General features: G+C 36.4%; 19 protein-coding genes and 1 tRNA gene. 16 read left to right on the top strand and 4 right to left on the bottom strand.

The features are described from left to right. Positions 1-274: 274 nt before the first annotated feature. Positions 275-1,462, bottom strand: a complete 1,188-nt coding sequence (locus AC5LW9_RS11020) for an NAD(P)-dependent alcohol dehydrogenase (RefSeq protein ID WP_493455894.1) — start codon at positions 1,460-1,462, stop codon at positions 275-277. A gap of 149 nt (positions 1,463-1,611) precedes the next feature. On the opposite strand from AC5LW9_RS11020, the gene AC5LW9_RS11015 reads away from it, so the two are divergent. Then, complete coding sequence (locus AC5LW9_RS11015) at positions 1,612-2,505, top strand: LysR family transcriptional regulator (RefSeq protein ID WP_493455893.1); 894 nt, start codon at positions 1,612-1,614, stop codon at positions 2,503-2,505. A 348-nt stretch (positions 2,506-2,853) separates the two neighbouring features. On the opposite strand, the gene AC5LW9_RS11010 is transcribed toward AC5LW9_RS11015, so the two are convergent. Continuing rightward, on the bottom strand, positions 2,854-3,321 hold the full coding sequence (locus AC5LW9_RS11010; RefSeq protein ID WP_198227118.1) for an NfeD family protein: 468 nt from the start codon (positions 3,319-3,321) through the stop codon (positions 2,854-2,856). A gap of 106 nt (positions 3,322-3,427) precedes the next feature. After that, on the bottom strand, positions 3,428-4,336 hold the full coding sequence (locus AC5LW9_RS11005; RefSeq protein ID WP_493455892.1) for an SPFH domain-containing protein: 909 nt from the start codon (positions 4,334-4,336) through the stop codon (positions 3,428-3,430). Between the two features lie 310 nt (positions 4,337-4,646). Here AC5LW9_RS11005 and AC5LW9_RS11000 point away from each other — a divergent pair, with 310 nt between their 5' ends. From AC5LW9_RS11000 to truB, 12 genes are all read left to right on the top strand, one after another. Then, positions 4,647-7,157, top strand: a complete 2,511-nt coding sequence (locus tag AC5LW9_RS11000) for a tetratricopeptide repeat protein (RefSeq protein WP_493455891.1) — start codon at positions 4,647-4,649, stop codon at positions 7,155-7,157. Between the two features lie 326 nt (positions 7,158-7,483). Continuing rightward, a complete protein-coding gene (locus tag AC5LW9_RS10995; protein WP_493455890.1) occupies positions 7,484-9,046 on the top strand; it encodes an anthranilate synthase component 1 in 1,563 nt (520 codons plus the stop codon). Next, positions 9,046-10,680, top strand: a complete 1,635-nt coding sequence (gene trpD, locus AC5LW9_RS10990) for a bifunctional anthranilate synthase glutamate amidotransferase component TrpG/anthranilate phosphoribosyltransferase TrpD (protein ID WP_198228594.1) — start codon at positions 9,046-9,048, stop codon at positions 10,678-10,680. Before AC5LW9_RS10995 ends, trpD begins: the two co-directional genes overlap by 1 nt. A 15-nt stretch (positions 10,681-10,695) precedes the next feature. After that, positions 10,696-12,078, top strand: a complete 1,383-nt coding sequence (trpCF, locus tag AC5LW9_RS10985; protein WP_232352534.1) for a bifunctional indole-3-glycerol-phosphate synthase TrpC/phosphoribosylanthranilate isomerase TrpF — start codon at positions 10,696-10,698, stop codon at positions 12,076-12,078. Positions 12,079-12,103: 25 nt separating this feature from the next. After that, positions 12,104-13,297, top strand: a complete 1,194-nt coding sequence (trpB, locus tag AC5LW9_RS10980; RefSeq protein ID WP_039127618.1) for a tryptophan synthase subunit beta — start codon at positions 12,104-12,106, stop codon at positions 13,295-13,297. Beyond that, positions 13,294-14,100, top strand: a complete 807-nt coding sequence (gene trpA / locus AC5LW9_RS10975) for a tryptophan synthase subunit alpha (RefSeq protein WP_493455889.1) — start codon at positions 13,294-13,296, stop codon at positions 14,098-14,100. The genes trpB and trpA overlap by 4 nt, the downstream gene beginning before the upstream one ends. Before the next feature lie 207 nt (positions 14,101-14,307). Then, positions 14,308-14,384: transfer RNA gene (locus tag AC5LW9_RS10970), tRNA-Met, on the top strand. A 193-nt stretch (positions 14,385-14,577) separates the two neighbouring features. Next, positions 14,578-15,039: a ribosome maturation factor RimP gene (gene rimP, locus AC5LW9_RS10965; protein ID WP_025316054.1), complete on the top strand. Its 462-nt coding sequence runs from the start codon at positions 14,578-14,580 to the stop codon at positions 15,037-15,039. 16 nt (positions 15,040-15,055) lie between these two features. After that, the gene (gene nusA / locus AC5LW9_RS10960) at positions 15,056-16,531 is read left to right on the top strand and encodes a transcription termination factor NusA (protein WP_039127608.1); all 1,476 of its coding nucleotides are present in this window, start codon (positions 15,056-15,058) and stop codon (positions 16,529-16,531) included. Between the two features lie 17 nt (positions 16,532-16,548). Further along, positions 16,549-19,254, top strand: coding sequence for a translation initiation factor IF-2 (gene infB, locus AC5LW9_RS10955; RefSeq protein WP_039127605.1), 2,706 nt, complete (start codon positions 16,549-16,551; stop codon positions 19,252-19,254). 65 nt (positions 19,255-19,319) lie between these two features. Continuing rightward, complete coding sequence (gene rbfA, locus AC5LW9_RS10950) at positions 19,320-19,697, top strand: 30S ribosome-binding factor RbfA (protein ID WP_334320693.1); 378 nt, start codon at positions 19,320-19,322, stop codon at positions 19,695-19,697. Between the two features lie 66 nt (positions 19,698-19,763). Beyond that, a complete protein-coding gene (truB, locus tag AC5LW9_RS10945; protein ID WP_493455888.1) occupies positions 19,764-20,666 on the top strand; it encodes a tRNA pseudouridine(55) synthase TruB in 903 nt (300 codons plus the stop codon). Positions 20,667-20,735: 69 nt separating this feature from the next. Here the strand turns inward: truB and AC5LW9_RS10940 are convergent, their stop codons facing one another. Next, a complete protein-coding gene (locus AC5LW9_RS10940; RefSeq protein WP_493455887.1) occupies positions 20,736-21,782 on the bottom strand; it encodes a LacI family DNA-binding transcriptional regulator in 1,047 nt (348 codons plus the stop codon). A gap of 294 nt (positions 21,783-22,076) precedes the next feature. Here AC5LW9_RS10940 and AC5LW9_RS10935 point away from each other — a divergent pair, with 294 nt between their 5' ends. Genes AC5LW9_RS10935 through dnaB form a run of 3 tightly spaced genes read left to right on the top strand, consistent with a single transcriptional unit; the run spans position 22,077 to position 25,374 of the window. Then, entirely contained in the window at positions 22,077-23,126 is a 1,050-nt protein-coding gene (locus AC5LW9_RS10935; RefSeq protein ID WP_493455886.1) for an aspartate-semialdehyde dehydrogenase, read from the top strand. Beyond that, positions 23,113-23,904 (top strand): tRNA pseudouridine(38-40) synthase TruA, encoded by a 792-nt coding sequence (gene truA / locus AC5LW9_RS10930; protein WP_493455885.1) that lies wholly within the window; start codon positions 23,113-23,115, stop codon positions 23,902-23,904. The genes AC5LW9_RS10935 and truA overlap by 14 nt, the downstream gene beginning before the upstream one ends. Before the next feature lie 45 nt (positions 23,905-23,949). Next, on the top strand, positions 23,950-25,374 hold the full coding sequence (gene dnaB, locus AC5LW9_RS10925; protein ID WP_065738779.1) for a replicative DNA helicase: 1,425 nt from the start codon (positions 23,950-23,952) through the stop codon (positions 25,372-25,374). Positions 25,375-25,411: the final 37 nt, after the last annotated feature.

Raw genomic sequence — 25,411 nt, 5'->3', positions numbered from 1 at the left:
TCGTTGCCTAATCCTATCTTGCATGTAATGGATAATGCTCTATTTTTTAGAAAGATTTCTTCAATTTTTGGTTTAGTGATTATTAACTCATCCGGATAAAAGCAACATCAAAAATCTTGCCAATGATGTGAACTTTTCCTGCTTTTTTCGTGAAGCTTTATACTATCGGAAAGCCATCTCTTTGTATCCTAAAACCAAAAACCGTTAATTTAATACGACTTTTGGGTTTAATGATGTTTGATGATACGTATTACCTTTAATTTGCTAATTTAATCTAAATGGTGGCGGCATCAATTACATAACGGAAGCGTGCTTTTTTCGCTACCACATCTTTCCATGCTTGATTAATTTGATTAGCGCTGATCATTTGAATTTGTGGGCGCACTCCTGTTTGAGAACAGAACTCCAAAAGATCTTGAGTTTCAGCAATACCACCAATCAGTGAAGCATTAAAATTCACCCGCGACTGTGACATTACAATATTGCTAATATCAAGCATAAAATTTTTCCCCATTCCGACCACGGTAAAATAGCCGAATGGTTTCACAGTTGCCGCGTATTGTGCTGCATCAAATTGTTCTGGCACGGTAGCAATCATATAATCTAATTTGCCTTTATAAGGTTGTAATTTACTAAGGTCATCGACTAAAATCACTTCTTCTACACCAAGATTACGGATATCTTGTTCTTTTTCAGCCGTAGTAGTAAAGGCATAGACTTTGGCTCCTTTGGCAATAGCAATTTTCACGGCTAAATGTCCTAAACCTCCAATGCCGACAACGCCGACTTTGTCACCCTTATTAATTTTGTATTTCATTAATGGCGAATATGTTGTTATGCCAGCACACAATAATGGTGCGGCTTCTTGTAGTTTAATGTTTTCGGGAATATGTACCGCAAAATGATCGCGTACTACAATGTGACTGGAATAACCGCCTTGAGTGATTGAGGTTGGCTCACGGTTGTCTGGATTGCCATAGGTGAATAGCGTTTGGTCATTGTCACAATGTTGTTCTAAACCATTTTTACAGCTTTCACATTCTAAACAAGAATCAACCATGCAGCCGACCCCTGCACGATCGCCTATTTTAAATTTGGTCACATTTTTCCCTACGGCAACAACAATGCCCACGATCTCATGACCCGGTACTTGTGGATAGGTCATTTTGCCCCAGTCGCCTTTTTCTTGATGAATATCTGAATGACAAATGCTGGCGTATTTGATTTCGATTAATATATCATTATCTCCAACAGGACGACGTTCAAACTCCCATGGACGCAGTTCTCCCGATTCATCAAAAGCGGCGTAGGCTTTTGTTTTTACATTACCGCCTGTGTAGTGATATTTCATTTGGGCGGTTGGGATAATTGGGGCAGTATGAGCAGTACGAGCAGACACCATGCCTACTCCGACAGTGGCAGACAATTTTAAAAAATTACGTCGAGAAATTAATGTGTTCATAATTGAATCCTTATCCATTATCTAAAAATGAGGTTGTTTTATTAGATAGTTGCTTTTTTATAAAGCTATCGATTACATTGTAATCTACAGAATGATCTCTTAAAATGACTAAAATAAGAAAACACAATTCCAAAAAATGAGATCATGAATTGAATCGTTTAGATGCGTTGAAATATTTTGTAGTAGCGGCAGAAGTATTGAGTTTTAAAAAAACCGCTGCGCAATTTTCTGTTTCACCACAGGTGATCACCCGAATGATTGCCAAATTGGAAGATGATTTGGGCGAACCACTATTTAAGCGAAATACCCGAAGCATTATGTTGACTGATTTTGGCGAGTCGTTTATGCCTAAAGCGGTGAATTTTTTGCAGGAAGAAGAGCAGTTATTTGGTTCGCCCAAAAATGCAAAAGATGAATTACGTGGTACAGTTCGAATCACTTTACCACCGTATCCATATTTCGACCGAATTCTATACCAATTATTGACCGCACTGGCTCCATATCCACAGATTAATATCGAATGGCGGACGGATTTTGAAATTCTTAAAGCTGTAGACGACCAAATCGATATCGGTATTCGCATTAGTAAAACGCCCAACGAACATTGGATTGCTAGAAAAATCTATGTTATGCAAGAGCCGATTGTTGTATCACCTAAACTTATCACCCAAACAGGTTTGCCAAAAGATATATTTGAATTGGCACAAAAATTTCCTGTAGGGAATATTTTTAATTCAAGTACTGGTAAAGCATGGGATTGGATTATAGGTGATTTGCCAATACCTCTGGTCAATCCTTGTGTCGTTACTACCGATTTAAAGAGCTTACTGCAAGCTACATTAGCAGGTCGAATTTTTGCGCCGATTGCTCGCCAAGATTGCCAGCATTATCTTGACTCAGGAGAGCTGGTCGTTGTGTTCGATAATTACGAAAATGAAATATGGTCATTTTATCTTTACAGGCCAAATCAAACAATTACCCCTAAACGGGTATTACTTGTTTATGAAATATTAGAACAACTTTTAACGGAATCGACTACTTAAAATACCAATACCAATACCAATACCAATTTTTTAGTGACCCAAACCCAAAGATAAATTTATATATCAGTTTTAAATTATTCGTTATAAAAAATATCATTTTTAGTCTAATAATTTAAAACACTAGGCTTCATCTTAGGCAATTAATGAGGATATTCTTGTCTAGGGCATCGGGATTTAATTATCAAAATAACATAATAATATTTAGTTTCGAATGTATGAATTAAGAGAATTTTACCGAACAAATACTCGTTTTAATTATTGAGTATTTTGCGATTATGACCATAAAAAAACGCGTCAATGACGCGTATTGTAATTAAATTGTTTCTGATTAATTCAACCAATACAGTATCACTCATGATTTAATGGTTTTACATGCAAAGTTAAACCATTAATTGAAATAACCTCAACTGATTGACCAACATCGAGATCTTTATCACATCTTGCTGACCAAGTCCCATCTTTAATTTTAACTCGCCCTGAACCATTAATAATCGCATCGGTAACAACCGTTTTAATGCCAATTAACTCCTGTTGAGGTTGATTGATCTGATTTTTTCGTGATTGATTGTGATCTCGTTTTTTTAATACAACCCACCAAATATAAGCTGAAGTAAGAGTGAAAATAGAAAAAAGGATCCATAAAATAGGCCAAGATAAAGGTAAAATCCAAGCGATTAAACCAACAGCAATGGCTGCAATTCCACTCCAGAGTGCATATCCGCCCGTTCCTAATAGTTCAGCAATCAGCAAAAGACCGCCTAAAGCGATAAAAACCCAGTGAGGAGAATCATAAATAACCATTAAAAAATCAGACATTGGTTTTACCTTTCATTTATTGATTGAAATATATTTTTCAATTATCTCCTAGCTAATTGGTTGTCAGCTAGGAAATTTGTGTTACTTAAACTTAATTTAATACCGATTATTTAGAATTTTTAATTAATTCCGCAATACCGCCAATGCTTCCCATCAGCGATGAAGCGTCAAGCGGCATCATTACCACTTTGCTGTTATCTGAAGCGCCGATCTGTTGTAATGCCTCAGTATATTTTTGGGCAACAAAGTAGTTAATTGCATTAATATTACCAGCGGCAATCGCATCCGAAACCATTTGTGTTGCTTTTGCTTCCGCTTCTGCTGCACGTTCACGAGCCTCAGCTTGTAAAAATGCGGCTTGTTTTTCACCCTCGGCTTTTAAAATTTCTGACTGTTTTTCACCCTCTGAACGTAAAATAGCAGCTTGGCGGATCCCCTCAGCTTCTAGGATTTCAGCACGCTTATTACGCTCAGCTTTCATCTGTGCATTCATGGCTGCAATCAACTCTGCTGGTGGGCGCACATCTCGGATTTCGATACGGGTGATTTTAATGCCCCAAGGACTGGTTGCATCATCAACAATACTCAGTAATTTTGAGTTAATGTGGTCACGTTGCGATAACATCTCATCAAGTTCCATACTACCGAGTACGGTACGAATGTTAGTCATCATAAGATTAATCACAGCACGTTCAAGTTGATTGACTTGATAAGCGGCTCTTGCGGCATCTTGTACTTGAATAAAGCAAACTGCATCAATTTGCACATTAGCATTATCTTTAGAAATGACTTCTTGAGATGGAATATCAAGCACTTGTTCCATCATATTGATTTTACGACCTACACCATCCATAAAAGGAATAATAATATTTAAACCCGGTTCAAGAGTGTGAGTATATTTACCAAAACGCTCAATAGTATATTGGTATCCTTGCGGCACAATGGTAATGGCTTTAACAACAGTTACTACAGCAAGTAAAACAATCACTGCAATAAGAAGATAAAATATAGGCATAAGTTAAATTCTCTGGTTTTTGGGGATAATTTAAAAGTGTAAATCATTTTAATCGCTATAAGGTACTTTGACAAATTATTAATTTACATAACTATATGAAATTAAAATAGCTTCTTGTATTGATTCTACTTATAAACATAATATATCTATAACAAAATTGTTCAAAATAAAATCCATTAACAAAATATTTTCGTATTTTATTTAACTGTTGATAAAATCAAATGACTAAAAAGTATACCTAATATTATTAACAATGTAATACCTTAAATACTATTAATTGACTATAAAAATAATAAAAAAAGGAATTGGAATGGAACAACAAAAAACAGAAGCAGAAATTGAACAGGAAATTGAACAACTCAAAAAAATTACTCGGAAAGATGGTCAAGATGGTGATGAGGAATATGCACAAGCTCAATTTGAATTGGGTACAATTTATTACGAATATAAAAAAGATTGGCAGCAAGCGATAAAACATCTTTTAAATATTAAACAGGCGGATAATCCAGAAATATATGCTAATGCACAATTGAATTTAGGTTTTATCTATCTAGAAGCAAAATTTAACATTGAGATGGCTGAACAATGTTATTTAAATGTTAAAAAGGAAGATAATCCTAAGGTATATGCTCAAGCACAATGTAAATTAGGTGTTATCTACCAAACAGTAAAGTATAACATTGAGATGGCTGAACAATGTTATTTAAATGTTAAAAAGCAAGATAATCCTAAGTTATATGCTCAAGCACAATGTAAATTAGGTGATATTTACCGAAAAGAAAAACATAACATTAAGCAGGCTGAGCACTATTATTTAAAGGTTAAAAAGGATGATAATCCAGAGGCATATGCTCAAGCACAATTGAATCTAGGTATTATTTGCCAGAATGAAAACAATAACATTGAGAAGGCTGAACAATGTTATATAAATGTTGAAAAGCAAGATAATCCAGAGGCATATGCTCAAGCACAATTGAATCTAGGTATTATTTGCCAGAATGAAAAAAATAATATTGAGAAAGCTGAACAATATTATATAAATGTTAAAAAGAAAGACAATCCAAAGGCATATGCTCAAGCACAATTATATTTAGGGATTATTTACCAATATGAATATAATAATTATAATCGGGCGGAAGAATATTATTCAAGTATTGAAAAGCAAGATAATTCAGTGGCATATGCTGTGGCACAATTTAATTTAGGTGTTATTTATCAAAATAAACAAAATATTGAACTAGCTGAATATTTTTATTTTAATGTTGAAAAGGAGGATAATCCAGGGATATATGAATTTGCACAATTTTATTTAGGTGATATTTACCAAAATCAACATAATATTGAGAAGGCCGAACGCTGTTATTTGAATATTGGAAAGCAAAATAATCCAATAATATATTCTTATGTACAATGGATATTAGGTGATAATGTTTTCTTTAACAAAACAAAAGTTAAATTAAAATCAGCGGAAGAGTATTATCAAAATGTGGTTTATTATGATGATATTTTTGGAATTTATATTGTTGCTCAAATGATGTTATCTGTGATTAGCAATAAAGATTCATCAATATTTGAAAAAAAACAAAGGGATAATCTTGTTGCTAAAATTTGTGATATTAGAGAATTAACACTTCACATACAAAAAGAACTACTTGTAGAGTTTAATTTAAATGAATCTGAAAATAATGATGGACTAATATTTGAACGGCAAGTGGCTCATTATACAAAACCAGAAGTGTTATTTAACCTTTTAAAAAATAAAAATAAACCAAGTGATTTTCGTTTAAATGTGGTGGATTTTATGAATGATCCAACTGAAAACAAAGTTTTAACTGACTCGTTAGGTGTTAAGACTGAAAAAGATAATGAAATCAAAACTTTTTTATCTAGTTTTTCATTTAATCATAATTCATTAAATCAATTCAGGCTTTATGGTAATGAAAACAATATTGTCGGTTCAAGTGTTAGTTTGGTTTTTAATAAAAAGTTTTTTGGTGATGATATTAATAGAAGTATTAATCCTGAGAGTATTAATCATTTGTTCAATAATACTGCTTTAGGTTTACCAATAAATGATTCAGCTAAAAGCGTAGTGGCAACTATGGGATTAGATAATTCAAATGATAATTTGAATCATAAGAACGATAAAACCGAGAATAATTTAAACGAAAATTCAGACCTAAAAAACTCTGAAATTGTTACTGAAAAAAATATTACATCTTCTGTTGGTTCTTTGCCATTATTCCGTTGTCTCTATTTTGATCCAAAAAATGGTTACATTAGTATTGCTAAACGTAACAAGTACTCCTTTTATTTAGAACATCAAAGTGATTCTGCTGAAAATATTGATGCTAAGTGGAATAATTATTTAGACTCGCTAAATGAAGAAGCAAAAATAAATACAGTTAGAAAAAAATTACAGCAAATTGAAGAAATTATTCATTCTTTGAAAAATCCTGAAGAACCTAAGCAAAAAGAGATAATCGAAAAAATAACTAATTTGGATCAATTGATTGCTTTAGCATTGATGCCTATCTCATGCTTAGTCAAGCATGCCGCCTTTGAGGATGAAGATGAATGTCGGATGTTTTATATTACCAATATTGCTGATGAGTTAATACAAGCACCGAAAGATTATGCATATGCAAATAGTCTATTTGTTAATTATGGCAAAATAGAAGATTATCTTGAAAAGATCTATTTAGGTCCTCAATGTCAACCTCACCATAAATTGTGGATCACAAACCATGTGAGAACTTCTCAATCTAAAACCAGAAGCAAACCGATTAAAGTAGTTCAATCAGAAATGCCATTACGTTAATAATAAAAAGCGCGTATTAATCAACGCGCTTTTTTATTTTATAAAAATTAATTTTTATTCATCGAACATGAAATATTCACTTGACATTGCATCATTGAACTAGTTTAATAGTACAAAATTTATTTTATACCAATAACATTATGAAAATACAATCTTTACATCTTATTACTCGTCCATTCACTTACTTTGGTTGGTGGTGTGGTTCATTTTGCGGGTAATGTGATGATGGATGGTCTTTTTCGCAAAACCCGCTTAGTGCGGGTTTTTTAGTTTCAGGATATTAAAAGAATTAGTCTGAATAAAAATTTAAACATAGAGAGTCAACAATGAATAAGCCAACATTAACTCAAATAACCAAAACCATCGGTTATTATCAAGATCCGACTCAGGTGTTTTATCAATTGTGTGATAGTCGACCTGCGACATTGCTGCTTGAATCGGCTGAAATTGATAATAAGCAAGGCATTAAAAGTGTGATGATTGTTGATAGTGCTTTGCGCATTTCAGCGCTGAATACCAAAGTCACTATTGAAGCGTTAACAACCAATGGTGAAAAACTATTACCTTTGTTGCAACAAGCCGTTGACGATAAAGTAGTTAAAACATTCGCTAATGCGCAAACATTAACGTTAGTTTTTCCTGACATTGATCATCTGCAAGATGAGGATTCACGTTTGAAATCTTTGTCGGTATTTGATGCATTAAGAACCTTGTTAACAGTCGTTAATGTGCCAGAAAATTCCAGTCCAGATGCGGTTTTTATTGGCGGATTATTTTGTTATGATCTGGTCGCGGGATTTGAAAATCTACCAATTTTATCTTCTGAACAGCGTTGCCAAGACTTCTGTTTTTATTTAGCTGAAACACTATTAGAAATAAATCATAAAGATCATCTATCCATTTTAAAAGCAACCGCATTTACGTCTAACACTAAAGAAATTGAACGATTAATACATAGGTTAGATGAGCTGCAAACAACGTTAAGCAAACCGATGAAGCCAATTGATAGCCAATCGCTTGCCAAAATCGATGTAAGTTGCAATAAGAGCGATGATGATTTCAATACCATCGTAAAAAAAATGCAAGATGCCATTCAGCAAGGCGAGATTTTTCAGGCAGTACCATCAAGACGTTTTACATTGCCTTGCCCCAAACCGTTATCAGCTTATCAAGTACTAAAAACCAATAATCCAAGTCCTTATATGTTTTATATGCAAGATAAAGATTTTGTGTTATTTGGTGCTTCTCCTGAAAGTGCACTTAAATATACTAAGGCTACCAATCAAGTTGAAATCTACCCTATTGCTGGCACACGCCCACGTGGTCTGACCGCGAATGGCGATATTGACCATGATTTAGACAGTCGTTTAGAACTTGAGATGCGAACCGATAAAAAAGAGTTGGCCGAGCACCTAATGCTGGTTGATTTAGCCCGCAATGATTTAGCCCGTATTTGTGAGCCGGGTACACGTTATACCAAAGAGTTGTTGAAAGTCGATCGTTATTCGTTTGTGATGCATTTGGTTTCGCGAGTTGTGGGGCAGTTACGGCAGGATTTAGATGCATTACATGCTTATAAAGCCACGATGAATATGGGCACATTAACTGGCGCACCAAAAGTGCGTGCAATGCAATTAATTGCTGAATCCGAAAAAGTGAAACGTGGTAGTTATGGCGGAGCAGTAGGTTATTTTACCGCAAATGGTGATCTTGATACCTGTATTGTGATTCGCAGTGCTTATGTTGAAGATGGCATAGCCACGGTGCAAGCGGGTGGGGGAGTGGTGTTGGATTCGGATCCTCAGTCCGAATCAGACGAGTCACGTAATAAAGCTCGCGCAGTAGTTAGGGCAATTATGGCAGCACATAATGTAGAAGGTGTATTCTAATGGCTAATATCTTATTTATTGATAATATTGATTCATTTACTTATAACTTGGTTGATCAATTACGTAATAGCAAACATTGTGTGACTGTTTATCGTAATACGATTCCTGCCGATGTGATTATCGAAAAATTATCACAAATGCAAAATCCTATTTTGATGTTATCTCCAGGTCCTGGCGCACCGAGCGAAGCGGGCTCTATGCCTGAACTGTTAAAACGGTTAAAAGGTAAATTACCGATCATTGGTATTTGCCTTGGGCATCAAGCTATTGTTGAATCCTATGGTGGCAGTATTGTGCCAGCGGGTGATATTTTACATGGTAAGGCATCGCTTATTGAGCATGATGAGCAAGCGATGTTTGCAGGATTGCCTAATCCATTGCCAGTCGCTCGTTATCACTCTTTAAAAGGTGAGAATATTCCCAAAACGCTCACGATCAATGCTCTTTGCAACAATATTGTAATGGCTGTACGCAATGATGAAGATCGAGTTTGTGGTTTTCAGTTTCATCCGGAATCGATTTTAACCATTCAAGGTGTAAAACTATTAGAGCAAACCATAGCTTGGGCACTTAATTCACCACAAAAAAGAGCCGAGCCTAATCAGCAAAAAGCAATTGTTGATAAGCAAGAATACAATATTCAACCAATATTAAATAAATTGTATTTAGGCCAAACAATTGCGCAGGAAGAAAGCAAAATACTTTTCAACCTCATCATTCAAGGTAAAATTGAACCAACGGTATTAGCAACGGCTATCATCAGTATGAAAGTGCGTGGCGAAAAACCAGATGAAATTGCAGGTGCAGCGCAGGCTTTGCTTGAAAATGCCGATAGTTTTGATATACCAGATTATGATTTTACCGATATAGTCGGTACGGGTGGAGATGGTACGAACAGTATTAATATTTCAACTGCCAGTGCCTTTGTAGCCGCTGCATTGGGTTATAAAGTGGCAAAACATGGTAATCGCGGTGTATCGAGCAAATCGGGATCTTCTGATGTGTTATCTGCTTTAGGCATTAAATTAAATATGCCAGCCGAAGCATCACGTAAAGCTCTAGATGAACTAGGTGTTTGCTTCTTGTTTGCCCAGCAGTATCATTCTGGGTTCCGTCATGCAGCACCAGTACGACAACAGTTAAAAACACGTACTATTTTTAATGTATTAGGACCATTAATTAATCCGTCTCGCCCTAAACGTATTTTATTAGGGGTTTATCATCCTGATTTAATCCAACCTATTGCAGAAACATTAAAAATGCTTAACTATACTCATGCTTATGTGGTACATGGGGCGGGTATGGACGAGGTAGCGATTCATGGTGCTACTCAAGTAGGGGAAGTTAAAAACGGCGAAATTCGTTATTTTACTTTAACGCCAGAAGATTTTGGTTTACCAACCTATACACTAAAAGATATTGAGGGCGGTACACCAGAGATGAATCGTGATATGTTAATTGCGATTTTACAAGGTCATGGTAAACCTGCTCACGAAGCAGCAATTGCTGTCAATGTGGCGATGTTGATGAGTTTGTTTGGTCAAGCTGACCTTAAACAGAATGCTAAACGCGCGATCGATATGATGCATAGCGGTAAATCTTACGAGTTATTGCAAAAGTTAGCAGCAAGATAATAGATGGAGAAGAATATGGTAATTGCAGCATTAGCCAAAAATGTTGAAATGGCAACAGTATTAAAAAAGATCATTCATGATAAGCAGATTTGGTTATCTCAGCAGCAAGCAGCTACGCCACTTGCAATTTTTAAATCGGAGGTGAAACCCAGTGATCGTGATTTTTATCAAGCTTTAAATCAAGCTAAAACGGCGTTTATTTTAGAGTGTAAAAAGGCTTCGCCATCTAAAGGATTAATTCGTGAGGATTTTGATCCCGCCAATATTGCTAAAATTTATAAAAATTATGCATCGGCTATTTCGGTTTTGACCGATGAAAAATATTTTCAAGGTCGCTTTGAATTTTTGACAATTGTACGTAATGAGGTGACACAACCGGTACTTTGTAAAGATTTTATTATTGATGAATACCAGATCTATTTGGCTCGTTATTACCAAGCTGATGCCATTTTATTAATGCTATCAGTCGTGACAGATGATGAGTATCAACAGTTAAGTGAGGTTGCTCATCGACTTAATATGGGCGTTTTAACCGAAGCGAGTACTGAAAGTGAAGTAGAAAGGGCAATTAAATTAGGGGCGAAAGTCATAGGTATTAATAATCGTAATTTGCGCGATCTAACCGTTGATTTAAACCGAGTTAAAGATTTATCGAAAACGATCCCTGATGATCGTATTGTGATTAGCGAGTCAGGAATTTATACCCATAGTCAAGTAAAGGATCTGCGCCAGTATGCTAAAGGCTTTTTAATTGGCAGCGCGTTGATGTCAGAGCCTAATTTAGATTTAGCCATTCGCAAAGTCGTGTTGGGCGAAAATAAAGTTTGTGGGTTAACTCGTGCCGAAGATGCGGTCAATGTTTACCAAGCTGGAGCAGTATATGGCGGGTTGATTTTTGTCAGCAGTTCACCGCGTTATATTCAACCAAATATTGCCCGTAGCGTAATGTCGGCAGCACCTCTTAATTGGGTGGGCGTTTTTAAAAACCAAGACATTGATGAAGTATGTCAAATTGCTGAGCAGTTATCTCTTTATGCAGTGCAATTGCATGGTAAAGAAGATGCTAACTACATACAAGCTTTACGCGAAAAGTTACCTTTAACCTGCCAAATTTGGAAAGCATTAAGTATTGATGGCACAGTCCCAGAGCATCATAATCCATTAGTTTCACGTTATATATTTGACAATGGTGCGGGGGGAACGGGTAAAAGTTTTGATTGGTCATTACTTGATAATCATGAGTTAAGTAATGTGATTTTAGCTGGAGGCATCAATCCAGAAAATATTAAGTTAGCTATTGCAACCAGTGTACTCGGGGTTGATCTCAATTCAGGGGTTGAACAGGCACCTGGTATCAAAGATAAACAGAAAATCAACGCAGTATTTGAACAAATTTAATTTTTAATTATAAAAAGGAATGGTTATGTCTAAATTAAATCCTTATTTTGGTGAATTTGGTGGGCAATATGTCCCCCAAATATTAATGCCTGTACTAGAACAACTTGAGCAAGCTTTTTTATCCGCGATACATGATCCAGATTTCCAAAAAGAGTTTAATGATCTATTAGTTAATTATGCTGGTCGACCAACCGCGCTGACATTATGTAAAAATCTAACGGCAGGAACTAAAACGAAACTTTATTTAAAACGAGAAGATTTAGTGCATGGTGGGGCACACAAGACCAATCAAGTATTAGGTCAAGCTTTACTGGCTAAACGCATGGGTAAAACTGAAATTATTGCCGAAACTGGAGCAGGGCAGCATGGTGTTGCTTCCGCTTTAGCTTGTGCTCTATTAGGCTTAAAATGCCGAATTTATATGGGCGCTAAAGATGTTCAACGTCAAGCACCTAATGTCTTTAGAATGCGGCTTATGGGCGCAACAGTGATCCCGGTTGAAACAGGTTCTGCAACGTTGAAAGATGCCTGTAATGAAGCGCTACGCGATTGGTCTGGTAGTTATGAACACGCTCACTATATGCTTGGTACAGCAGCGGGACCCCATCCTTTCCCAACTATTGTGCGTGAATTTCAACAAATGATCAGCCGTGAAGCTAAACAGCAAATTTTAGAGCGTGAAGGCCGTCTGCCTGATGCTGTCATTGCTTGTGTTGGTGGAGGATCTAACGCAATTGGTATGTTTGCTAACTTTATTGATGATAAATCCGTTAAATTAATTGGTGTTGAACCCGGCGGACATGGTATTGAAAGTGGCGAGCATGGGGCTTCATTAAAACATGGTAAACTAGGCATCTATTTTGGAATGAAAACTCCAATGATGCAGACTGACGAAGGGCAAATTGAAGAGTCTTATTCAATTTCGGCAGGACTTGATTTTCCAGCAGTGGGTCCACAACATGCTTATTTAGATAGCATTGGCCGAGCGCAATACGTTTCGATTACTGACGATGAAGCACTTGATGCGTTTAAAGAGTTATCCCGTCATGAAGGAATTATCCCCGCACTTGAATCATCACATGCATTAGCCTATGCGATGAAAATGATTAAAGAAAACCCAGACAAAGAACAACTATTAATTGTTAACTTATCTGGTCGTGGTGATAAAGATATATTTACTGTTTATGATGTTTTAAAAGCAAAAGGAGAAATACAATGAGCCGTTATCAAAAACTGTTTGCAACTTTAGCAGCGGAAAAACGTGGTGCATTTGTTCCTTTTGTACCGGTTGGCGATCCAACACCTGACCTTTCGCTAAAAATTATCCAAACCTTGATTGATGCAGGTGCTGACGCCTTAGAATTAGGTATCCCATTTTCAGATCCAATGGCTGATGGTCCAACCATTCAAAATGCCAATATCCGTGCTTTTAAAGGTGGCATTAGCGTTGAAAAATCATTTGAAATTTTAAGTAAAATAAGAAAGCAAAATGCTGATATCCCAATAGGTTTGCTAATTTATGCTAATTTGGTGTTCAAAAATGGTATTGATAACTTCTATGCTAAATGTGCCAAAGCGGGCGTCGATTCAGTATTAATTGCTGATTTACCTGTGGAATATGCGCCAGAATTTACCGATACTGCTGAAAAACATGGAATTGACCCAATATTTATTTGTCCGCCTAATGCAGATGATGAAGTGATAAAGAATATTGCTAAACAAGGTAAAGGCTATACTTATTTGGTTTCGCGTGCAGGCGTAACAGGTACTGAAAATCGCGCTAATAAGCCTTTAACCCATTTACTAGATAAATTGCATGAATATGGTGCTCCGCCAGCGATTCAAGGATTTGGTATTTCTGAACCGTTTCAAGTCAGTGAAGCCATTAAATCGGGTGCTGCTGGGGCTATTGCGGGTTCGGCTACAGTTAAAATTATTGAGCATAATCTGGATAACACAGATAAAATGCTGAGTGAATTAGCGAGCTTTGTTAAAGCGATGAAACAGGCGACAAGCAAGTAATCTTATTTAAAGAACTAACATTGGTATAATGAACTTGAAATATGGATTTTTATACCAATATTAGGTAACCAATTATGCTTAATTTACCTGAATACACAAGCAAAGTTAAAGTGTGTTATTTTTAAAAACTTTAAGCATAATTGATAAAACGAGCGTGATTTTAAGTTGCATTTTATCCAAAAAGAAGTATAATTCTCAGTCATCTATCGCGGGGTGGAGCAGCTTGGTAGCTCGTCGGGCTCATAACCCGAAGGTCGTTGGTTCAAATCCAGCCCCCGCAACCACTTAAATTTTCATTCATAAATCAATCAACTCTTTTTATTGCATGAAAGTTCAACTCAAGTGGCTTCATTATAATTGGTTTTTTAAATGTAGCCTCGCATGTCGAGGTTTTTTTTCGTGTTGTGATTTTAAGCGTAAGTTTAAAAAGAATGTTGGGCTTTATGCCCTTTTTTATTTTCTGCAGTGGAGGTTTGTTTGGCTAATATAGAACAGCAATTAACTGATATCATTCAAGAACCAGTAAATGCACTTGGTTTTGAGTTAGTTGGCGTTGAATACATTCGTGGTCGTTATCCTGTACTTAGAGTCTATATTGATAATGAAAATGGTATAACTGTTGATGATTGTGCTGATGTTAGCCGACAAATTAGCGCAGTACTTGATGTTGAAGACCCTATCAAAGACGCCTATAACCTTGAAGTTTCATCGCCAGGTATGGATAGACCTCTGTTTACGCTTGAACATTATCAACGATTTATTGGTGAAGAAGTCACTATTAGTTTACGCATTCCTGTTGCAAATCGTCGCAAGTGGAAAGGTAGGATAAAATCCATTGATAATGACATGATTACATTAACGGTGGAAGATAATGATGAAGTGTTTGCTTTTAGTAATATACAGAAAGCAAACATAGTACCTAATTTTAACCTTAAATAGAGTACGGGTGTAAAGGATGAATAAAGAAATTTTAGCTGTTGTTGAAGCAGTATCAAATGAAAAAGCACTAACGCGTGACAAAATTTTTGAAGCGCTAGAAACAGCATTAGCAACAGCCACTAAAAAGAAACAGAATGTGGATATTGACGTTATTGTAAAAATCGACCATAAAACAGGCGATTATGACACATTCCGTCGTTGGCATGTTGTGAGTGATGTCTCTCAACCAACGAAAGAAATAACATTAGAAGCAGCACAATACGAAGATCCATCAGTACAACTCGGTGATTATGTTCAAGAACAGATTGAATCAGTAGCATTTGACCGTATTACTACCCAAACAGCGAAACAAGTTATTGTACAAAAAGTACGTGAAGCTGAGCGAGCCATGGTAATTGACATGTTCAGAAATCGCATTGGTGAAATCGTAACGGGTATTGTCAAGAAAACTAACCGTGATAGTGTAATTCTTGATTTAGGTAATAATGCCGATGCAATGATGTTACGTCATGACATGTTACCACGTGAAAACTTTCGTATTGGTGACCGTGTTCGTGGTATTTTATATCTTGTTGAACAAGATAACAAACCAGCACAACTTTGTATCAGTCGTTCTAATCCTGAGATGATGGAAGAATTATTCCGTATCGAAGTGCCAGAAATTGGTGAAGAGATGATTGATATTAAAGGTGTTGCTCGTGATCCAGGATCGCGTGCCAAAATTGCAGTTAGCAGCAATGACCGTCGTATTGATCCAGTCGGTGCTTGTGTTGGTATGCGTGGTGCACGTGTTCAAGCGGTATCAAATGAATTTGGTGGTGAGCGAATCGATATTGTTTTATGGGATGATAACCCAGCACAATACGTAATTAACGCTATGGCGCCTGCAGATGTGGTGTCAATCGTTGTTGATGAAGATAAACATACTATGGATGTCGCCGTTAATGCCGATACGTTGCCACAGGCAATTGGTCGAAATGGGCAAAATATTCGTTTAGCATCACAGCTTACGGGCTGGACATTAAATGTTATGAGTACCGAAGATTTACAAGAAAAACATCATGCAGAATCTTTTGCTTCAATTAGTAATTTCATGAAGCATTTAGATATTGAAGAAGATCTTGCACAACTATTAGTTGAAGAAGGCTTTACTTCATTGGAAGAACTTGCTTATGTACCTGTTGATGAATTACTTGAAATTGAAGAACTTAATGAAGAACTTGTTGAAGCATTAAGAAGTCGAGCAAAGGATGCATTAACCACAATGGCATTAGCGACGAGTGGTGACAAAAGACCTGCTCAAGATTTATTAGATTTGGCAGGTATGACACAAGAATTGGCCTATCAATTAGCACAACATGACGTAACTACTTTGGAAGATTTAGCTGAACAAGGTACTGACGATCTAGCCGACATTGAAGGTTTAACAAGCAAACAAGCTGGCGATTTTATTATGGCTGCACGTAATATTTGTTGGTTTGCAAATGAATAATTGAGGGAAAGTTATACATGACCAAAGTATCAATCGAAACACTGGCTCAGGAAATAAATACTCCAGTGCAAACACTTTTGCAACAGTTTGCCGATGCAGGTATGAAAAAAACAGCATCTGATACTGTTACACAAAAGGAAAAAGAAGCTTTGCTTGCGCATTTAAATCCTCAGCAAGGTCCGACTAAATTAACGCTGCAACGTAAAACACATTCAACTTTAAATGTGTCAAGTGCTGGTGGTAAAAGCAAAGAAATTAAAGTAGAAGTTCGTAAAAAACGAACTTTTGTCAAGCGCGATCCGGCTGAACTTGTAGCAGAACAAGAGAAAGCTCGTCTTGAAGCCGAAAAAATTAAGCAAGAAGCTGAATTGAAAGCCCGCCAAGAAGCGGAAGAAAAAGAGCGATTAGCAGCTGCAGAAGAAGCCAAAAAACGTGAAGAAGAAGCTAAAAAACAAGCCGAAATTCAGGCTCAGGCTCAAGCACAAGCTCAGGCTGAAGAAGAAAAAGCTAAGCAAGTAGCAAAAACCGAACAAGCGCACCCTGTGGATCCTAAAGTGAAAAAAGCACAAGAAGAGAAGGCTCGTTTAGAAGCCGAAGCTAACGAAATTAAACGAAAAGCAGAAGAAGAAAATCGTCGTAAACTTGAAGAAGATGCTAAACGTATGGCTGAAGAAGCACGTAAATTAGCAGAACAATACAGTGATACGGATGAGACTGATAATTCAGATGATGATGATTATCATGTTACTACTTCTAAATATGCAAGAGCAGCTGAAGACGATACCGATCGTGAAGTAGAAAGCGCTCGTGGGCGTGGCCGCAACGGTAAACAAACTAAGCAGAAAAAAGGTAGCAAACTTTCTGAAGGTAAAGCTGAACGTGAAGAAGCGCGAGCTGTTACCCGAAGTGGTCATAAAAAGAAAGGTAAAAGCGCATTGCAACAAAGCTTTAATAAACCAGTACAAGCGGTTAACCGTGATGTTGTGATTGGTGAAACAATTACTGTTGCTGAATTAGCCAATAAAATGGCTGTTAAAGGCTCAGAAGTCATTAAAACCATGATGAAAATGGGCGCAATGGCAACCATCAACCAAGTAATCGATCAAGAAACAGCACAGCTTGTTGCTGAAGAAATGGGACATAAAGTGGTACTTCGTCGTGAAAACGAGCTTGAAGAATCACTTATGAGCGATCGTGATACTGGTGCAGAAAAAGTTGCACGTGCACCTGTTGTAACCATTATGGGACACGTTGACCATGGTAAAACATCGTTACTTGATTATATTCGTAAAGCGAAAGTAGCATCAGGTGAAGCGGGTGGTATTACTCAGCATATCGGTGCTTATCATGTTAAAACTGCAAATGGTGAGATCACTTTCTTAGATACTCCAGGCCATGCGGCATTTACTTCAATGCGTGCTCGTGGTGCGAAAGCGACCGATATCGTGGTACTTGTTGTTGCTGCTGATGACGGTGTGATGCCACAAACAATTGAAGCTATTCAGCATGCTAAAGCTGCAAATGTGCCAATTGTTGTTGCTGTAAATAAAATTGATAAACCAGAAGCCGATCCTGAGCGTGTAAAAGGTGAATTGGCTCAATATGGCGTTATGTCAGAAGATTGGGGCGGTGATACTCAGTTTGTTCATGTTTCAGCTAAAGCAGGTACGGGTATCGACCAACTACTTGAAGCGATCTTATTACAAGCTGAAGTACTTGAATTAACTGCTTACGAAACTGGAATGGCAAGTGGTGTTGTTATTGAATCATTCCTTGATAAAGGTCGTGGTTCTGTTGCTACCGTACTGGTTCAATCAGGTACATTACGTAAAGGCGATATTGTACTTTGTGGATTTGAGTATGGTCGAATTCGTGCAATGCGCAATGAATTAGGTAAAGAAGTGACTGAAGCTGGTCCATCTATCCCAGTTGAGATTCTTGGTCTATCTGGTGTGCCATCAGCGGGTGATGAAGCAACTGTTGTACGTGATGAGAAGAAAGCTCGTGAAGTTGCGCTTTATCGACAAGGTAAGTTCCGAGATGTGAAATTAGCTCGCCAGCAAAAAGCGAAACTTGAAAACATGTTCACCAACATGACCGAAGGTGATGTATCTGAACTCAATATCGTGTTAAAAGCAGATGTTCAAGGTTCGGTTGAAGCAATTTCCGATTCATTACTTAAACTATCAACCGATGAAGTTAAAGTTAAAATTATTGGTTCAGGTGTAGGTGGTATCACTGAAACTGACGCTTCTCTTGCTGCGGCATCTAATGCAATTATTTTAGGCTTTAACGTACGTGCTGATGCATCTGCGCGTAAAGTTGTTGAAACCGAAAACTTAGATCTACGCTACTATTCAGTGATTTATGATCTTATTGATGAAGTTAAACAAGCAATGAGCGGTATGCTTGCACCTGAGTACAAACAAGAGATCATTGGTCTTGCCGAAGTACGTGATGTCTTTAAATCACCAAAATTTGGTGCGATTGCTGGCTGTATGGTAACGGAAGGTGTAGTGAAACGTCATAATCCAATCCGTGTATTACGTGATAACGTGGTTATCTATGAAGGCGAACTTGAATCATTACGTCGCTTTAAAGATGACGTCAACGAAGTTCGTAATGGTATGGAATGTGGTATTGGTGTACGTAACTATAATGATGTTCGCGTTGGCGATACTATTGAAGTGTTTGAAACTATCGAAATCAAACGTACGATTTAGTCATTACGCTGTCTTTTATAAGCAAGGTTTAAGCCTTGCTTATTTATATTTAAAGGAAAATAGATATGGCAAAAGCATTTAATCGTTCATCTCGAGTCGGACATGAATTACAAAAAGAAATTGCAATCATCTTGCAACGAGAAATCAAAGATCCTCGTTTAGGTATGGTAACGGTTTCTGGCGTAGATATTTCACGTGATCTTTCATACGCTAAAGTTTTTGTAACTTTTTTAAATGATGAAGATCCAAAAGTTATCGAGCAGGGTTTAAAAGTGCTTAACGATGCGAAAGGCTACATTCGTACTTTAATTGGTAAAGCCATGAGCTTACGTATTATTCCTGAGATTAAATTCTTTTACGATGAATCTCTGGTAAAAGGTATGCAAATGTCTAATTTAGTAACGAATGTTATTAAGCAAGATAACGAGCGTCATAAAGATTAACTTTACAAATAACTTCTAATTTTTTGTAAAAAAGTTTCAGGTTAACTATACGTTTCAGTATAAAAGATGATGAATATAAAAAAAACTCGCCGTGATCTTCACGGCGTTTTATTGCTAGATAAACCACAAGGCTTGACGTCAAACGATGCGTTGCAAAAAGTAAAGAGATTGTTTAATGCGAAAAAAGCAGGGCATACCGGAGCGCTTGATCCATTAGCAACGGGCATGTTACCAATTTGCTTTGGTGAAGCGACCAAATTTTCTCAATATTTGTTAGATTCTGATAAGTGTTATCGTGTCATTGCTAAACTTGGTGAACGAACTGATACTTCTGATGCTGATGGTCAAATAGTTAGTACCAAACCAGTTGAGGTAACTGAATCGCAAATCAATGAAGCTTTAACACATTTTCGTGGTGATATTTTACAAGTGCCAACGATGTTTTCAGCGTTAAAATATCAAGGTAAGCCACTTTATGAGTATGCTCGTCAAGGTATTGTAATTGATCGCGAAGCTAGACCTATCACTGTTTATAAAAATCAATTTATTCAATTTGATGTTGAAAAAAACGAATTGACGTTAGAGATACATTGTTCTAAAGGAACTTATATCCGCACAATTGTTGATGATCTGGGTGAACGACTTGGTTGTGGTGCACACGTTATTTATTTAAGACGTTTGCAAGTATCCAACTATCCTATTGAAAATATGGTCACGTTAGAAACATTAGAAGAGATGAACGATAAAGATCAACTTTTGATGCCCGTAGATAGTCCATTACAAGATTGGCCTAAAGTAATACTGACACATGCTCAAGGTGATGATATTTTATTGGGTCGAACGATTGAACTTGATACTAGTAAAGCAGTTGAAACATTGGTAAGAATCTATCAAGATGAACAATTTATTGGAGCGGGAATACAACTGTTTAATAAATTATCGCCAAAACGATTAATATCAACTTCATAATATTTAATCATGTTTAAGTGAATGAATTGGCTAAATTGAGTTAAGTTAACACAGAATAATTTACTATTTTTAATAAAAAAATGTCTCTGTTTCAATAATATGGTAGCGTTTAGTTGTAGCTAATTCATTTCTTATATATTGGCAAAGCAAAGTTGCGGCTTCTTGACCCATTTTATACATGGGTTTATTAATTCGACTTAGCTTATCTAATTCATTATATTGCCTATCTGTTGAGTGGCTAAGATAAGTTATCGTAATCGGTTGAGGCAGCTGAATTTCACTCTCCTTTGCTTGATGTAATGCGCCTAAGATGACACTATAATTTGTTGAAAAAGATTGATAGTTTTGTAATCTTTCATCTAAATAATTTAGATTAACATTATCACAACAGATAATAGCGGTAGGGGGATTGTTACTATTTATTAATTGTTTAATCGCCGCTCTGCCATGTTCATAGGTAAAGCAATCTTCGATAAGATAGTCTTTGTTAATGCTAATATTAGCTCTTAGTAAAGCTTGTTTGTAGCCTTGTAAAAAAAGTGTTGAACTGATTTTATTGTTATCATTAAATAGAACTGCAATTTTTGAGTGAGAATTATTCAGCAAATATTGGGTTATTTGATGTCCAATCACTAAATGATCAAAATGAACACATATAAAGTTTAAGGAAAAATGATTAACTAACACAATAGGCGGTAAAGCTTTTTTAAAATGCTCAAGTTCTTGCAAATAAGGCGCATCATTAATAACTAAAATACCAGCAAAGGAATTTTGACTAATATATTTGATTAAATAATGGATGTCTTTTTTTGTTTGATAGGGGAAGCGAAAGTAAAAAATTGCAAAACCAGTTTGAGTTAACGTTTCCTCCAAACCGTAGTTAATTAATGTTCTTGTGATAAATTGATTGTCCAACACTAGTATTTTATTACTGCCATTATGATCATTATGTGGTTTAAAATTATTATGAATATCAATGTTGAGCTCCTCAATGGCTTGATGAACTTTAGATTGTGTCATAGGTGAGGTTAAATGTGGTTTTTTTAAAACTCTCGACACGGAAGCAATGGATAAATTGGCTTGTTTAGCAATGGTTGATAATGTTTTTTTTGCCATGATAGATGTTTCTAAATTTGTTTTATAATCGTTTTAATTTTACGATGTTTATTTAATTAGTAACTGAGAAAGATTATTTTTGTCGATCAATGTTCCAAAAAATTTATTAGAGTCATAAAAAAATTATTAAAAACTGACGTTAAGTTTTTTTAAAAACCTAGTCTAATCAACTCCTTTTATATGAATAATGGTAAAAAGAACAAATGCCAATCGCATGCGAAATATCTTTTTCCGCTATAATTACGATATAGTGATATAATTACTACTAAACTTTTTTTATTTGGGTTATTAAATATGTCTGCATGGAATATTGCGATTGTTGGTGCGACAGGACAAGTAGGTTCTGCGCTAGTTGAATTGTTACAAGAACATTGTGTTCAAACAGACGAAGCACAAACTGATAGTGCGCAAAAACATAATTTTCAGATTGAAAATCTTTATTTAGTTGGAAGTGATAATAGTGCTGGCGAAATTGTGCGCTTTGCGGGTAAAAACTTAACGGTTATTGATAGTGCACAAATGGATTGGAGTCAGTGCCATTTTGCCTTTTTTGTTGCTGGTGCAAAAACGAGTGAAAAATATGCGCAAATAGCGACCGATTCTGGTTGCGTTGTTATTGATGCCAGTGGTTATTTTGCTACTCAAGATCATATTCCATTAATTGTGCCCAAAGTTAACAACAATGTGTTAACTGAATATCGTAATGATAATATTGTTGCAGTGGCAAGTGCGACGGTATGTCAGTTATTGCGTTGTGTGGCATCGCTAACAGATACTGAACTATTAACCAATTTACATGCAACCAGTTTCATTCCTGCATCGCTCTACGGTAAGCCAGGTGTTGATGAACTAGCTGGACAAAGTGCACGTCTACTTAATGGTATGCCAGTTGATAATGAACTGTTTGATAAACAATTGGCTTTTAATTTATTACCAATATCACATGAACGTGATGATGCGTCTTTAGGTGAAAAATCACAGATTAACCAAATTCGCAAAGTTCTTAATAATTACGATTTACCTGTTTCGATTGAATCTGTTGTGGTGCCAGTATTTTATGGGCTTTCACAAGCAATAAATGTATCGAGTAGTTTACCTATTGAATTAGATATGGCGCGATTTGGTGAATATGGTGTTGAGGTACTAGAAGGTAACTTACCAACACCAGTTACGGAGGTTAGCGCCGAATCAGAATCTCAATTGACAATAAAATTGTCTAATTTACGGCATAGTTATGGGCATTATGAACAAATTCAATTTTGGTCAGTAGCTGACAATGTTCGCTATTTAGGTGCATTAATGTTGATAGAGACGCTTGAGATCCTAATTAATGACTACCTCTAAAATCGCTTTAGGTATTGAGTACGATGGTAGTGGCTATTTTGGTTGGCAACGTCAGCAATCAGTTGATTCTATCCAAGCAAGATTAGAATCAGCATTATCGACTGTCGCCAATGAGCCAATAAACCTATTTTGTGCAGGTCGAACCGATGCGGGCGTGCACGCAACAGGACAAGTTGTGCATTTTGAAACCCAAGCTATACGATCTCAAACTGCTTGGACAATGGGGGTCAATGCACATTTACCGATAAATATTGCCGTGCGTTGGTCGCAAGTGGTCGATGATAGCTTTCATGCCCGGTTTAGTGCAACAGCTCGACGTTACCGTTATGTCATTTATAATAACCGTTATCGTCCAGCAATTTTGGCCAAAGGTGTTTCACACTATTATTTGCCTTTGAATGAGGCATTGATGCATCAAGCCGCACAGTATCTATTAGGTGAAAATGATTTTTCATCATTTAGAGCGGCACAATGTCAATCACGAACACCTTGGCGTAATATTCATCATATTGAAGTAACAAGGCAGGGCGAATATATCATCGTTGATATTAAAGCTAATGCATTTGTTCACCATATGGTTCGCAATATAGTAGGTAGTTTACTTGAAGTTGGCGTAGGCAATAAACCGCCATTATGGATTAATGAACTTCTACAAGTAAAAGACAGGACTCAAGCGGCAGCAACCGCTAAACCTGAAGGATTATATTTAGTTCAAGTGGATTATCCGGATGAGTATCAAATACCTAATCTTGCATTAGGGCCATTATTTTTAGCGTAAGTGAATAAACTTAACGATAAATTAGTTTAAAAAAAGATGAACGTAATGAATACAGATGAAACAAGCTTAAACAGAGATTCTAGAAATCAAGAGTCGAAAAAATCAAATCTACATAATATCAAGATGCCTCCGCATTCAATTGAGGCAGAACAAGCTGTACTTGGTAGTTTGATGCTTGATAATCAACGTTGGGATACCGTTGCTGAAATGATTATGGATCGTGATTTTTATTCGCGCCATCATCAACTGATTTTTTCAGAAATGCATTCGCTGATTAGCAAAGGTACACCGATTGATTTAATCACTTTATCAGAAAGCTTAGAGAGCAAAGATCTATTAACTGATGTGGGTGGATTTGCATACTTAGCTGAGCTTTCTAAAAACACGCCAAGTGCGATTAATGTGGTTGCTTATAGTGAGATTATTCGACAGCAGGCAATTTTGCGTGAATTAATTAGCGCTTCAAATGAAATCGCTGATAACTGTTATGCCACAGAAGGTCGAGATAGTAACGAAATATTAGATTTAGCAGAAAGTAAAATCTTTCAAATTGCTGAAAGTCGAACCAAACAGGGCGAAGGTCCAAAAAGTATCACTGAAGTGCTTGAAGCAACGGTTGCTAAAATTGAAGAACTGTTCCAACGTCCACATGACGGGGTGACGGGCGTTTCAACGGGTTATATTGATTTAGATAAAAAAACGGCTGGTTTACAACGTTCAGATTTAATTATTATTGCTGCAAGACCATCAATGGGTAAAACCACATTTGCAATGAATTTATGTGAAAACGCAGCAATGACGCAAGAAAAACCCGTACTAATATTTAGTTTAGAGATGCCATCAGAGCAAATTATGATGCGTATGCTTGCCTCGTTATCGCGTGTTGATCAAACACGCATTCGAACAGGACAATTGCAAGACGATGATTGGGCAAGAATTTCCAGTACGATGGGATTATTACTTGAAAAGAAAAATATTTATATTGATGATTCTGCAGGTTTAACGCCAATGGAACTGCGATCACGGGCTAGACGTATTTATCGTGAACATAAAGGTTTAAGTATGATCATGGTTGATTACTTACAGTTGATGCGTGTGCCAAATATTTCTGAAAACCGAACTCTCGAAATTGCCGAAATTTCACGTTCATTAAAAGCGTTAGCAAAAGAGTTACAAATTCCGGTAGTAGCTCTATCACAGCTAAACCGTAGTTTAGAACAACGAGCGGATAAACGTCCAGTGAATTCAGATTTACGTGAATCGGGCTCTATTGAACAAGATGCTGACGTCATTATGTTTATTTATCGTGATGAAGTTTATAATGAGGCATCTGAACATAAAGGGATTGCTGAAATTATATTAGGTAAACAGAGAAACGGTCCAATTGGTAAAGTTCGGTTAAAGTTCCAAGGCCACTTTTCTCGATTTGATAATTATGCCGATTCCAGCAAATATATGGATGATGAATAATTATAGCCAATCACCGCAATAAGCGTGGGTAAATTTA

Source organism: Gilliamella sp. LMG 34360 (genome assembly GCF_984568995.1).
This window is presented reverse-complemented; position numbering and strand designations above follow the sequence as displayed.

Excerpts from the sequence above, each read along its gene's own strand:
- AC5LW9_RS10995 (WP_493455890.1), top strand. The coding sequence starts at position 7,484 with ATGAATAAGCCAACATTAACTCAAATAACCAAAACCATCGGTTATTAT.
- nusA (WP_039127608.1), top strand. The coding sequence starts at position 15,056 with ATGAATAAAGAAATTTTAGCTGTTGTTGAAGCAGTATCAAATGAAAAA.
- trpB (WP_039127618.1), top strand. The coding sequence starts at position 12,104 with ATGTCTAAATTAAATCCTTATTTTGGTGAATTTGGTGGGCAATATGTC.
- truA (WP_493455885.1), top strand. The coding sequence starts at position 23,113 with ATGACTACCTCTAAAATCGCTTTAGGTATTGAGTACGATGGTAGTGGC.
- AC5LW9_RS10935 (WP_493455886.1), top strand. The coding sequence starts at position 22,077 with ATGTCTGCATGGAATATTGCGATTGTTGGTGCGACAGGACAAGTAGGT.
- AC5LW9_RS10940 (WP_493455887.1), bottom strand. The coding sequence starts at position 21,782 with ATGGCAAAAAAAACATTATCAACCATTGCTAAACAAGCCAATTTATCC.
- truB (WP_493455888.1), top strand. The coding sequence starts at position 19,764 with ATGATGAATATAAAAAAAACTCGCCGTGATCTTCACGGCGTTTTATTG.
- trpCF (WP_232352534.1), top strand. The coding sequence starts at position 10,696 with ATGGTAATTGCAGCATTAGCCAAAAATGTTGAAATGGCAACAGTATTA.
- AC5LW9_RS11005 (WP_493455892.1), bottom strand. The coding sequence starts at position 4,336 with ATGCCTATATTTTATCTTCTTATTGCAGTGATTGTTTTACTTGCTGTA.
- AC5LW9_RS11020 (WP_493455894.1), bottom strand. The coding sequence starts at position 1,462 with ATGAACACATTAATTTCTCGACGTAATTTTTTAAAATTGTCTGCCACT.
- infB (WP_039127605.1), top strand. The coding sequence starts at position 16,549 with ATGACCAAAGTATCAATCGAAACACTGGCTCAGGAAATAAATACTCCA.
- AC5LW9_RS11000 (WP_493455891.1), top strand. The coding sequence starts at position 4,647 with ATGGAACAACAAAAAACAGAAGCAGAAATTGAACAGGAAATTGAACAA.
- trpD (WP_198228594.1), top strand. The coding sequence starts at position 9,046 with ATGGCTAATATCTTATTTATTGATAATATTGATTCATTTACTTATAAC.
- AC5LW9_RS11010 (WP_198227118.1), bottom strand. The coding sequence starts at position 3,321 with ATGTCTGATTTTTTAATGGTTATTTATGATTCTCCTCACTGGGTTTTT.
- trpA (WP_493455889.1), top strand. The coding sequence starts at position 13,294 with ATGAGCCGTTATCAAAAACTGTTTGCAACTTTAGCAGCGGAAAAACGT.
- rbfA (WP_334320693.1), top strand. The coding sequence starts at position 19,320 with ATGGCAAAAGCATTTAATCGTTCATCTCGAGTCGGACATGAATTACAA.
- dnaB (WP_065738779.1), top strand. The coding sequence starts at position 23,950 with ATGAATACAGATGAAACAAGCTTAAACAGAGATTCTAGAAATCAAGAG.